This window comes from Methylocystis sp., assembly GCF_021731785.1.
In the GTDB taxonomy this organism is placed as follows: domain Bacteria; phylum Pseudomonadota; class Alphaproteobacteria; order Rhizobiales; family Beijerinckiaceae; genus Methylocystis.
The window spans coordinates 1-12148 of sequence record NZ_JAKFWS010000058.1; the positions used below are offsets into that span (position 1 = coordinate 1).

General features: G+C 64.5%; 12 protein-coding genes. 8 read left to right on the plus strand and 4 right to left on the minus strand.

All coding sequences use genetic code 11. The features are described 5' to 3' along the window. Window positions 1-24: 24 nt before the first annotated feature. From QZ964_RS11075 to uppP, 7 genes are all read left to right on the plus strand, one after another. A complete protein-coding gene (locus QZ964_RS11075) occupies window positions 25-1086 on the plus strand; it encodes a murein L,D-transpeptidase family protein (RefSeq protein ID WP_292531682.1) in 1062 nt (353 codons plus the stop codon). A 114-nt stretch (window positions 1087-1200) separates the two neighbouring features. Then, a complete protein-coding gene (locus tag QZ964_RS11080) occupies window positions 1201-1560 on the plus strand; it encodes a hypothetical protein (protein WP_292531683.1) in 360 nt (119 codons plus the stop codon). Between the two features lie 219 nt (window positions 1561-1779). Then, window positions 1780-2088, plus strand: a complete 309-nt coding sequence (gene rplU, locus QZ964_RS11085; protein WP_292531684.1) for a 50S ribosomal protein L21 — start codon at window positions 1780-1782, stop codon at window positions 2086-2088. Window positions 2089-2152: 64 nt separating this feature from the next. Then, window positions 2153-2416 carry a 50S ribosomal protein L27 gene (rpmA, locus tag QZ964_RS11090; RefSeq protein ID WP_292531685.1) on the plus strand — a complete coding sequence of 88 codons (264 nt, stop codon included), beginning with the start codon at window positions 2153-2155 and terminating at the stop codon, window positions 2414-2416. Window positions 2417-2599: 183 nt separating this feature from the next. After that, window positions 2600-3202 carry a GNAT family N-acetyltransferase gene (locus tag QZ964_RS11095; RefSeq protein WP_292531687.1) on the plus strand — a complete coding sequence of 201 codons (603 nt, stop codon included), beginning with the start codon at window positions 2600-2602 and terminating at the stop codon, window positions 3200-3202. Window positions 3203-3209: 7 nt separating this feature from the next. Then, on the plus strand, window positions 3210-4277 hold the full coding sequence (gene obgE / locus QZ964_RS11100; protein WP_292531688.1) for a GTPase ObgE: 1068 nt from the start codon (window positions 3210-3212) through the stop codon (window positions 4275-4277). A 111-nt stretch (window positions 4278-4388) separates the two neighbouring features. Continuing rightward, a complete protein-coding gene (uppP, locus tag QZ964_RS11105; RefSeq protein WP_292531689.1) occupies window positions 4389-5261 on the plus strand; it encodes an undecaprenyl-diphosphatase UppP in 873 nt (290 codons plus the stop codon). 31 nt (window positions 5262-5292) lie between these two features. Here the strand turns inward: uppP and QZ964_RS11110 are convergent, their stop codons facing one another. From QZ964_RS11110 to QZ964_RS11125, 4 genes are all read right to left on the minus strand, one after another. After that, window positions 5293-6465, minus strand: a complete 1173-nt coding sequence (locus QZ964_RS11110; protein WP_292531690.1) for a site-specific DNA-methyltransferase — start codon at window positions 6463-6465, stop codon at window positions 5293-5295. A gap of 146 nt (window positions 6466-6611) precedes the next feature. Beyond that, complete coding sequence (locus tag QZ964_RS11115; RefSeq protein ID WP_292531692.1) at window positions 6612-7223, minus strand: ribonuclease HII; 612 nt, start codon at window positions 7221-7223, stop codon at window positions 6612-6614. Between the two features lie 176 nt (window positions 7224-7399). Further along, window positions 7400-8542, minus strand: a complete 1143-nt coding sequence (locus tag QZ964_RS11120) for a PA0069 family radical SAM protein (RefSeq protein ID WP_292531693.1) — start codon at window positions 8540-8542, stop codon at window positions 7400-7402. 407 nt (window positions 8543-8949) lie between these two features. Continuing rightward, window positions 8950-10383, minus strand: coding sequence for a homospermidine synthase (locus tag QZ964_RS11125; RefSeq protein WP_292531695.1), 1434 nt, complete (start codon window positions 10381-10383; stop codon window positions 8950-8952). Between the two features lie 153 nt (window positions 10384-10536). On the opposite strand from QZ964_RS11125, the gene QZ964_RS11130 reads away from it, so the two are divergent. Then, window positions 10537-11514 (plus strand): CHAD domain-containing protein, encoded by a 978-nt coding sequence (locus QZ964_RS11130; protein WP_292531696.1) that lies wholly within the window; start codon window positions 10537-10539, stop codon window positions 11512-11514. The last annotated feature ends 634 nt before the right edge of the window (window positions 11515-12148 follow it).

The following is a 12148-nucleotide window of genomic DNA, read 5'->3' on the forward strand; positions in this document are numbered from 1 at the left end:
CCTCCCGCCCCGCCGCCCGCCTCGATGATCGCGCCGCCGCTGCCTATGGCGGGGCCGCCGCTCGCGTCGTCGGCCGAGTTCGCGGCGCTGCCGCCAGCCGCCGACGGCGTCGAAGGGTCGGTCTCCTTCCCGCCTGCGCCGCCCCCGGCCGAGAAGGCCACGCCGCTGCCGCCGTCGAGACCGGCCAACCTCGCCGAGCTCGCGGACCGGTTCGCGGAGGCCGCCGCGGCGGCGCCAACCGAACAGATGCCTGCCCCAGCGGCGCCGGCGGCCTCGAACGGGCAGCAGCCGACCGGGCCACAGCAACCGTCGGCGCGCGCCGCTCTGGAAGCCACCCCGTCCGGGCCGGCCGAACCGGCGCAGCCGACCCAAGTGGCGCGCGCCGTCGAGCCGACCTTGCGTCCGGCGCCGGACGAGGCGTTTCAGCAGGAGGCCCCGATCCGTTACGGAATGGGCGACCAGGTGTTCGTGCGGATTTTCAAGCAGGAGGGGCAGCTCGAGCTTTGGCTGAGAAAGAGCAACGCCCGCTTCACGCTCTACAAGACCTACCCGATCTGCAAATGGTCGGGCCGGCTCGGCCCCAAGGTCAAGGAAGCCGACTACCAGTCGCCGGAAGGCTTCTACAGCGTTTCAGCGAAACAGCTGCATCCCAATTCGAACTATCACCGCGCCTTTAACGTCGGCTATCCCAACGCTTTCGACCGTCAAAACGGCCGGACCGGCGGCCTCGTCATGGTGCATGGCGCCTGCAAATCGGTCGGCTGTTTCGCCATGACCGACCGCGGCATCGAGGAAATCTACGCCTTCGTCGAGGCGGCGCTACGCGCTGGGCAGAAGGAAGTGCAACTGCACATCTTCCCCTTCCGGATGACCGAACAGGCGATCGCCCGCGAGACCGGAGGTGGCTGGCTCGCCTTCGTGGGCGCGAGCGGCAACTACGAGCACTGGACCGCCTTCTGGCGAAACCTGAAGGAAGGCTACGACCTGTTCGAACAGTCGGGCGAGCCGCCGGTGGCCTTCGCCTGCGGCGACCATTACGCCTTCGGCGCCGGCGACACGTCCTGCAAGCGCATCGCCGGCTGGTGAATTTAGACGGCTGAGCCAGGCCCGTTCAGCTTGGCTTAAGCGGCGTCCCGGCAATATGGCGGCACATTCAGCCGCAATCAGCGCCCTGCGGGGCGCATTCAAGGACGCGCCGACATGCGCCTCGTCACCTGGTCTTTTGTAGGCGCCGCCTGCGCGGCGGCAATGCTCGCTTCGCCGCCCGCCGAATCGGCCAATGTGCCGCTGTGCCTCGCCATCGCGCAGAACTACAATAATTGCCTGCGCCAAAACCAGTTCGCCTATCGGCGCGGCTACGGCCACGGCTACCCGGGCGGCCCCTATGGGGACTACGGAGACGATGAGCCCTACGGCGGCGACGACGGTCCAGGCTATGGCCCCGGTTATGGCGGGAACGGCCCCGGCTACGGCAGCTATCGTCGCCACGGCTACGAGCGCGCCAGGGCGGCCTGCGCCGTCTGGTTCGCCCAGATGCAGGCCAGCGGCTGCTTCAACTAGCAGAAGATTTGGCGCGGCCCTCAATGCGACGCGCCATCGGTTTTCGCCGCCGCCAATTTGACAGCCGCCGCCTTTCGAGAGTAGATGATCTTCGCTTCGGCGCGGCGGTTTCGCCGCGTTTTTCGTTTGCGCGTTGCGCAATATCGAAGCGAAATAAATCAACTGCCAAGAAGCCGGCCGGCGACGACGCCAGCGTCGGGACGAACACAGGACAAAAAGATGTTCGCAGTCATCAAAACAGGCGGCAAGCAATATAGCGTCGCCGCCGGGGACGTGATCACCGTCATGGCGCTCGACGGCGCGCCGGGCGACGCCGTCACCTTCGACGAAGTGCTGATGCTCGGCGGCGACAGCCCCAAGATTGGCGCGCCGACCGTCACGGGCGCCAAAGTGTCCGGCGAGATCGCCGAGCAGACCCGCAGCCCCAAGTCGATCGCCTTCAAGAAGCGCCGCCGGCAGAATTCAAAGCGCAAGCGCGGTCATCGTCAGGACCTGACGCTGGTAAGGATCACCGCGATCGAGGGCTAAAGTCCTCTCGCGACAGCAGGAACAAAGCGGCGCAGTCGCCGCATAGGACAATCGGAGCGAAACAATGGCTCACAAGAAGGCAGGCGGCTCGTCGCGCAACGGCCGCGATTCGGACGGCCGGCGCCTCGGCGTCAAGAAATTTGGCGGCGAATCCGTCGTCGGCGGCAACATCATCGTGCGCCAGCGCGGCACCAAATGGCATCCCGGCCGCAACGTCGGCATGGGCAAGGACCACACGCTTTTCGCGCTCGTCGACGGCGTCGTCGAATTTAAGTCAAGCGGCGGACGTTCCAGCGTCGCGGTAACGCCGACGCCGGCCGCAGAGTAAGGCGGTAGGGACGACCTGCCGCCGATCATATCGGCGGATTTCGGTCGTCTCGACCCGCTTGCTGGCGATCCAGGCGGGAAACGTTCCAGGCGAGATGTCCGGAAAAGCCGTAACGGCCCGAGAGGGAGAACGCTCCCCTTGACGGCTTAGGCCAGTATTTCCGAATGTCGTTTGGAGCATTGGATGTTTCCCGAAATCACCCACGACGACGTTTTCCGGCTCGAAACCGAGCGGCTGTGGCTACGTTGGCCGCGCGCGACCGACGCCGACGAGATTCGCCGGCACGCCGGCGATCCCGACGTCGCGTTGATGACGGCGAGCATTCCGCACCCTTACGAAGCGCATGACGCCGACGCCTTCATCAAATCAGCGCGCCTGGAGAACGCCGCCGGCGGCGGGCTGCATCTCGTCGTCACCCCCAAAAACCGGCCGGACGAGTCGATCGGCCTCGTCAGCCTGCACGGGGCCGACCGCCGCGGCGCAGCGACGCTCGGCTTTTGGCTCGGCAAGCCCTATTGGGGGCATGGCTTCACGACCGAGGCGGCAAGGGCGCTGATCGACCTTGCCTTTGGAATCACGTCGCTGGACCGGATCGTGTCGTCGGCGCGGCCGGACAACGCGTTTTCCTTGCACATCCATGAGAAGCTCGGATTTCGGCGGACGGGGCGCGGCATGCTGCCGGCGCCGGCGCGCGGCGGCGAAATCGAAGTGGAGCTGTTCGAATTGAAGCGCGGCGAAGCGCACACCCTGTTCGGCGCGCGCCGGCCGCGTTTTCCTTCGACATGAGCGGAAAATGAAATTTCTCGATCAGGCGCGCGTTTACGTCCGTTCCGGCGATGGCGGCGCCGGAAGCGTCTCGTTTAGGCGCGAGAAATTCATCGAATTCGGCGGGCCGGACGGCGGCGACGGCGGGCGTGGCGGCGATGTCGTCGCTCTGTGCGTCGAGGGGCTGAACACACTGATCGACTATCGCTATCAGCAGCATTTCAAGGCCAAGACCGGCGGACACGGCATGGGCAAGAACCGCGCCGGCGGGCGCGGCGCCGACGCCGTGTTGAAGCTGCCGGTCGGCACGCAGATTTTCGAAGAGGACGAGGAAACGCTCATCGCCGACATGACCGAGGTTGGCCAGCGCGTCGTCATCTGCAAGGGCGGCAACGGCGGCTTCGGCAACGCCCATTTCACCACCTCGACTAATCGCGCGCCGCGGCGCGCCAATCCGGGCCAGCAAGGCGAAGAGCGCACCATCGTCCTGCGGCTGAAACTGATCGCCGACGCCGGGCTCATCGGCCTGCCGAACGCCGGCAAATCAACCTTCCTCGCCACGGTGACGGCGGCAAAACCCAAGATCGCCGATTATCCCTTCACCACGCTTCACCCCGGGCTCGGAGTCGTGCGCAGCGACGACAGGGAATTCGTGCTGGCGGATATCCCTGGTCTGATCGAAGGCGCGCATGAGGGTCACGGACTCGGCGATCGCTTTCTCGGCCATGTCGAGCGCTGCCGGGCGCTCCTTCATCTCATCGACGCGACTGGCGAACACGCCGGCAGGGATTACAAGATCGTCCGGGCCGAACTCGCGGCCTATGGCGCTGGTCTCGCTGAAAAGCCCGAAATCGTTGCACTTTCCAAGATCGACGCGGTAGATGCGGATCTGCTCAGGAAGCAGCGGGAGCGACTGAAACGGGCGATCGCTTCGGCCGGGCCCAACGGGGCCGCCGCGCGGCAGGCGGCGCCCCTGCTTATCTCGTCGGCGAGCGGCGCCGGCGTTAAGGAGGCGCTGCGCGCGCTGTTTGACGCCGTCGAAGCGCAAAGGGCTCTCGAGCGCGCGCCAGAAGAAGAGCGGCCCTGGAGCCCCTGATATCGACCAACATGTCACTCGCCTTGATCGGGGCGGTCTTGTTTGTCAGAAGTCGGAGTCGCTTGACGCCTTCGTGATTCGTCGCGGGGCCGCAAACGGGACGAGGCCTCTATGGCGACTGCTTGCACGAATGGGCTCGACACGGGTTTCGTCGACCTCGGCTATATGAAAGTCGCCGTTCTTGGCGTGGTTCAGGGCATCACCGAGCTGCTGCCGATCTCCTCGACCGCGCATATGCGCATCGTGCCGGCGCTGCTCGGCTGGAAGGATCCCGGCTCCGCCTTCTCGGCCGCAATGCAGCTCGCGGCGCTCGCCGCCGTCGTCAGCTATTTCTGGAGCGACATCCGCGCGCTCGCCGAGGGGTCGGTGCGGGCGCTCGTGCGGCGCGATTTCAGCGACTGGACCTTGCGCTTCGTCATTTGGATAGCGCTTGCGACCGTCCCGATCGGCATCGCCGGCCTCGCGCTGTCGCATACGCTTAACACCTGCGGCTCGCCGTTGCGCACGCTGCCCGTGATCGGCATTTCCTGCATCGTCATGGCGGCGCTGCTCGCCATCGCGGAGCTCTATTGCAATCACAAGCGCACGCTCGAACATGTCAGCCTCAAGGACGCGATGATCGTCGGCTTCGCCCAGGTCGGCGCGCTCATTCCCGGCGTCTCGCGCTCGGGCTCGACTCTGACCGCGGCGCTCTTTCTGGACCTGAAGCGCGAAGAAGCGGCGCGGTTTTCGTTTCTTCTCGGCCTCCCGGCGATCGCCCTCGCGGGGCTGAAGGAATTATGGGAGTTGCACAAGGCGCAGCTCGATTTCCACGGCTGGGCGGTGCTGACGCTGGGGCTCTTCGTCGCGTCGCTCTCCGCCTTTGTCGCGATCTGGGGCCTGCTGCGGATTTTGGAACGCTACTCCGCTTGGCCCTTCGTCTTCTATCGCGCCTTCATCGGAATCGCGCTGCTTGTGGGGTTCTACGCGGGCTTTCTCGCATAGCGCTTAACCCTCTCCCTCTAGGAGAGGGTGGTCACTCAGCCGCGATGCGCAACCGGGCGCGCGCCGTCGCCCGCAAATCGTCGATCGGCGCGAGCGCACCCTTTTCTTCATAATGCCAGAAGGTCCAGCCGTTGCAGGCCGGCAGGCCTTGCGCCAGCGCGCCGGTCTTGTGGATCGAGCCGACGAAGCCAGAGAGCGAGAGCGCGCCGTCGGCGCGCACCACCGCGCGATGGCGCCGCTTGGCGTCGACAAGCGTCGCGCCCGGCGCGACGAGGCCGGCTTCGACTAGACTCGCGAAGGCGATGCGCGGCTCGGCGCGTTTCGACGGCGCCGTCGCGACCGCTTCAGGCGGCAAAGGTTCGATCTCAGCGATCCGCGCCCGCGCCGCGGCGCGATAGTCGCCGTCGCGCTCGATGCCGAGCCAGTCGCGGCCTAAGCGCTTGGCGACGGCACCGGTGGTTCCCGTGCCAAAAAACGGATCGAGCACCAGATCGCCCGGTTTCGACGCGGCGAGAATGACGCGCGCAAGCAGCGCCTCCGGCTTTTGCGTCGGATGGGTCTTGCGGCCCGCGCCATTCTTGAGCCGCTCGGCGCCGCCGCAGATCGGCAGGAGCCAGTCGGATCGCACCTGGCAATCTTCGTTCGCCGCTTTCAGCGCCTCGTAATTGAAGGTGTAGTTTTTCGCCCTTTGGTCTCGCGCCGCCCAGATCATCGTCTCATGGGCGTTGGTGAAGCGACGTCCGCGAAAATTCGGCATCGGATTGTTCTTGCGCCAGACGATGTCGTTCAGGATCCAGTACCCCAGATCCTGCATGATCGCGCCGACGCGGAAAATATTGTGGTAGGAGCCGATGACGAAAATCGTCGCCGAAGGCTTCATCAGCCGACGAGCCTCTTTGAGCCAGTCGCGCGTGAAGGCGTCATAGGCGGCGAAATTGGCGAATTTATCCCAATCATTGTCGACCGCGTCGACGAGACTTTGGTCGGGCCGATGCAGGCGATTGGCGAGTTGAAGATTATAGGGCGGGTCGGCGAAGATGAGGTCGACGCTCTCGTCGGCCATGCGCTCCATCGCCGCAACGCAGTCTCCGCAAAGGATGTCGTTGCGCGCCGTCGCGCGGAGCGGCCTTTCGCTGGTGCGCCCGATACGCGTGACCTGAATTCGGGCTTTGAGACGAGCCGCTCCGACGCGCGCGCTACGCATGAACTCCACACTATCTACGCAACTGACAGGCGCGATAGTGAAGGTGGAAGGTAAAAGCCGCGTTTAGATCGGGGAAAAACCAACGTCTCTTTTTCGAACGGAAGTCTTAAGGAAGTAAAAATCTTAGCAAAATCTTGACAAGACCCTCACGCCTCGCGCACCGGCGAAAAGCTCGTCCGATGCGCCGGGCTCGCGCCGTGGAGCGCGAGCGCTTCGAGGTGATGCTGCACGGCGTAGCCGGCGTTGGTCTCAAAACCATATTGCGGATAATGAGCCGCGAGACGGCGCATCATGGCGTCGCGCGCGACCTTGGCGACGATCGAGGCGGCAGCGATGGAAAGCGCCGTGGCGTCGCCCTTGACGATCATCTGGCAGGGGCAGTTAACCGGCGGCCGGTCATTGCCGTCGACGAGGAGATAGGCCGGCGCCCGGGACAGGCCGGCGACGGCGCGGGCCATCGCCGCGAGCGAAGCTTGGCGAATATTGATGCGATCGATCTCGGCCGCGGTGACGAAGGCGACGCTGACGGCGAGCGCGCTGGCCATGATCCGCTCGAAGGCTTCTTCCCGCTGCGCTTGGTTCAATGCCTTGGAATCATCGAGGCCTCGCGGCCGTCGATCGGGATCGAGAATCACCGCCGCCGCCGCGACCGGCCCTGCGAGCGGCCCGCGGCCGACTTCGTCGACGCCGGCGATCGGCCAGACGCCCCTGCGGCGCAATTGGCCCTCCAGCCGAAAACTGACCCCGCTGGCCGTCACCAAAGCTCCTCTCGGCCGATCGCTGGCGGTCTGCGCTACGTCCGGCGTGGAGCGCTAGGCCGCGCTGCGAATAAAGCGCGGAAGGCGGCCGGCTGACAACCCGCCTGCGGCGGGGTCCAAAAAAAATTCTCGGGAGGCGGCTCAACGGCCTGGCGCTAAGCGCCCGAAAAATTCGCTCAGAAAAGGCTGAGCTGCTGCGCGGCGCGGCGCGGCGGCTCGAACAAATCGGTTCGCAATTTTGTTTTCTGCGAGAAGCCGAGCCGCGCGGCCGCGAGTTCAAAACGCCGGCCGATCATCCAGGCGTAGGGCCCTTCGCCTTTCATCCGGGTCCCGAAGGAAGAATCATAAAGCTTGCCGTCGCGGGTCGAGCGCACGAGCGCCAGGGCGCGGCGCGCTTTGTCAGGAAAATGCGCCACCAGCCATTCGGTGAAGAGATCGCGCAATTCGAGCGGCAGCCGCAGCAGCACATAGCCGGCCTCGCGCGCGCCGGCGGCGTGCGCCCGCATCAAAATTTTCTCGATCTCGTCATCATTGATGGCGGGAATGATCGGCGCCGTCATCACCGCCGTCGGCACGCCGGCTGCGCTGAGCTGCGCGATGGCGTCAAGCCGCAGCTCTGGGGTGGCGGCGCGCGGCTCCATAACGCGCGCCAGCCTGCGGTCGAGAGTCGTCACCGAGATCGCGACCTTCGCGAGGCCCTTGGCCGCCATCGGCGCAAGCAGATCGAGGTCGCGCAGCACGAGCGCGGACTTCGTGACAATGCCGACTGGATGATTGGCGCGCGCCAGCACTTCGAGGATTGAACGCATCACGCGATGGCTCTTCTCGGCAGGCTGATAGGGATCGGTGTTGGTGCCGATGGCGATCGTCTTCGGCACATAGCCTGGCGCCGACAATTCGCGTTCGAGAAGCTGCGCCGCGCCTTCCTTGACGAAGATCTCGGTCTCGAAATCGAGGTCGGGCGAGAAGCCCATATAGGCGTGCGTCGGCCGCGCGAAACAATAGACGCAGCCGTGTTCGCAGCCGCGATAGGGATTGATCGACCGGTCGAAGGAAATATCGGGCGAATCATTCCTGGTGATGATCGTGCGCGGCTTCTCGACGTGGAAATTGGTCTTGAGCGCCTGCAGGCTCTCGAGCGACCCCCAGCCGTCGTCGGCCTCCTCGCGCGTCTCCTTCTCGAAACGGCTGCTGCGCTTCGACAGCGTCCCACGTCCGCGGCGGCGCTCGGCGTCGATCAACGCGCCGACGTTCGCCTGGCCAAGGCGGCCAATCTGGCGACCGAGCGCCTCGGATGAAACGTCAGCCACGCGAGACATTGCGGACTCCGACTTTTTGAAAGGAACAAGGGAGGCCGCGCTGACGCATGAACTTCGACGCGGCCTCCCGACGACAAACGCAACGCAACGCTACTCATCCGGCTCGACGCCAGACGCCTTTGGGGACTCGCTGCTCTTCTCCGGCTCGAGCGGCCGAATAGGAACACAACGCGAATATGGAACATATATAGAACGAACGCAAGAGCTACCGAGCGCAAAAAGACACGGCGGTCGGGGCAAAATTTCCCTTCCCTGGGAGCGGCCTAAGGCCGCGCCTCAAAGGACGAGGAAACTTACAGCGTCTTCTGGAATTCGCGCTCGTCCTTCGAGACGGCCTTCGAGGCCTGATCGGGATGAGGGCGAGGACGGCCGTCGTTCCGCCGACTTCATGCGAAAATGCGTGCCCCTCAGCGCACCAGAATATTTTTGAACTGCCAGGGGTCGCTTTCGTCGATGTCTTCCGGAAACAGCCCCGGACGTCCTTCGAGCGGCGTCCAATCCGTGTAAACGCCGACGACCGGGCCGAGATAGGGCAATTGCACGTCGAGGCAGCGCTTGTAGTCGACCTCGTCGGCTTCGACGATTCCCTCCTGCGGATTCTCCAGCGCCCAGACCATGCCGGCGAGCGCCGCCGAGCTCACCTGAAGTCCGGTGGCGTTCTGATAGGGCGCGAGATCGCGAGTCTCTTCGATCGAGAGCTGCGAGCCGTACCAATAGGCGTTCTTCGCGTGGCCGTAGAGCAGCACGCCGAGCTCATCGATTCCGTCGACGATTTCATGCTCGTCGAGAATCTGCCAGCTCTCCTGCATCTTGCCGGCGGCGCCGAACATCTCGTGCAGAGAAAGCACGGCGTCGTCGGCGGGATGATAGGCGTAGTGACAGGTCGGACGATAGATCGCCTCGCCCTTATTGTCGCGTAGCGTCAGATAGTCGGCGATCGAGATCGACTCATTGTGGGTGACGAGAAAGCCATATTGCGCGCCGGGCGTGGGACACCATGAGCGCACGCGCGTATTGGCGCCGGGCGAGAGCAGATAGATCGCCGCGCCGCAGCCGGTCGGATGGGTGCGGCCGATGTCGGGCAAAGATTTTTCATGCGTGCCCCAGCCGAGTTCGGCGGGCTGCATGCCCTCGGAGACGAAACCCTCTACCGACCAGGTATTGACGAAGACGTTGCGCGGTTTCGGCTGGCGCGCGCGCTGCGTGTCGCGCTCGGCGATGTGAACGCCCTTGACGCCGAGCTTTTGAGCGAGCGCGCTCCATTCGGCGCGCGTTTCCGGCTCCTTATCGAAAGCGCCCGTGTCGCGCGCGATATTGACGAGCGCCTGCTTGACGAACCAGGACACCATGCCGGGATTGGCGCCGACGCAGGAGACGGCCGTCGATCCGCCGGGATTTTTGCGGCGCTCTTCGAGCACCGTCTCGCGCAACGCGTAATTGGTGCGCGCCTCATTGCCGAGGTTCTTGTCGAAATAAAATCCCGGCCAAGGCTCGATGACGGTGTCGACGCAAAGTGCGTTCAATTCGCCCGCGAGCTTGATGATCGCGAGCGAGGACACGTCGACCGAGAGATTGACGATAAAGCCCTGGCCTTCGCCCTTGGTCAGCAGCGGGGTCAAGACCTCGCGGTAGTTCTCCGGCGTGAGCTTGGTTTTGAGAAAGGCGATGCCGCGCTCGTCGAGCAGCCGGCGATGCGTGTCAACAGGGTCGATGACGGTGAAGCGCGACTTGTCGAATTCGAAATGGCGCTCAATCAACGGCAAAATCCCTCGGCCAATGGAGCCGAAGCCGATCAGCACGATCGGACCGGTGATTTTGCCATATTGCGGCCAAGTCGACATGAGGCGCAGCTCCCGAGAAAGATATCGCGCCGCGATAAAGCAAGCGTGGATGTATTAATCAAGAGCTTGAGGGAGAGTCCGTCGACGCGCATATTTGGCTTAGGCGCGGCGACGCCCTATTTGTTTGAGATAAATCTGCAGTAGAGCGTCTGTATGGAGCGTTTGACAGAACCAGCGAATACGCCTGCGCGCGACAGCGCGCAGCAAGAGTCGGACGTCAATGCGCCTGCGGCGATAAAGGCGAAACCGGTCGAGCTTTCGGAAAATGATACGCTGGAGGACGCCGCAGCGGCGATTTTCTCCGGCTCGGTTGAGCATTTCCTCGCCAATGTTCCGCTACTTCAAACTTCGAGCGCGCCGGAAAGCGTGCATCAAATGCGCGTCGCCCTGCGCCGCCTGCGCGCGGCGACCGGCTTGTTCCGGCCAGTCGTCGCCGGGCCGGCGCTCGAAACTGCGGGCCAGCGGGCCAAGGCTCTTGCCGCCGTTCTCGGTGCGGCGCGCGATTGGGACGTCTTCGGCATCGCGTTGAGCGCCGGTCCGCGCGAGGCGATGGGCGACGATCCGAGCTTTCATGCGCTGACCGACGCCCTCGAAGCGTTTCGTGAAAGCGCCTACCGCGCCGCCCATGACGCCGTCTCATCGGGCGAAACGTCGCGGTTCGTCGGCGACCTGCGTCTGACGATCGAGCGGCGCGACTGGGAGGAGGCGCCGGAGGCGCGCGCGCCGGGATCGGCCCGCGCCTTCGCCGCGCAGGCGTTGACGCGGCTGCGCAAGCGGCTCTTGAAGAAGAGCAAGGACCTGGCGACGCTTTCGGCCGAAGAGCGACATAAAGTCCGCATCGCGCTCAAAAAGGCGCGCTATGGCGCAGAATTTTTTGAAAGCCTGTTTGACGATCGCAAAGACGCGCGCGCCTATTTGCACGCGCTGGGCGATATGCAGGATCAGTTGGGCGTCTTCAACGACATGGAGGTCGCATACGGCCTGCTCGACCAGATCGATGCGCAGACGCCGGACGCGGCGCGCGCTTCCAGCTTCATTCGCGGCTGGTTCGCCCATGCTTCTAGCCAGGGCGTCGCCCACGCCGAAAAGAGCGAGAAGCGACTAAAAAAGCTCGAACCTTTTTGGACGTAGGCCGTGAACATCGGCGATCAACGAAGCCGCTCACCGACCGCTTGAGCGCGCGAGGCCAGCCGCGGCGACGTTGGTCCTCTCGCGGAGGACGCGCCCCGCGCGCATCGTCTCCGACGGGGAGGATCGGTTTTCGGCGGCGCTGCCGGTCAAAGGGTCGCGCGCCCCGCGCAGGCCTTCCTGGCAAAGGGATTTCGCCGGCTCTAGGCGATCGCGCCAGGGCGTGCGCGCCGACTGGCTCTGGCCAATGAGTGTCGTGCAGAAACTGAGCGCCAAAAAGCAGAGCCAGAACACGAGAGGAGCAATCTTGCGGTTCAGCGTCGCCATAGTTTTCCCCAACGGATGCTTGGGCCGTCTTTCCGAAAAGCCCAGCATGAGTCCCAAAAGCAAAAGCCGCCAGCCGACATTTCCACACGAGCGATGTGGAGGGTCGGACACAGCGGCTTTGCTGCTTTTGATCCGTCGTAGGACCGAAGCGCCAGTGATCTGAAGCTGCTGCCTCCACGCAAATTCCGAGCCAAAAGCAATCAGCCGATCTTGCGGCGGACGTCGGAAAGCGCCGGGCGGACGTGCCGCTTCGATGATCAGCCGTTGTGCAAAGAGAGGCGGGAAATGCGCGCGCCTGCGGCAGGAAGCG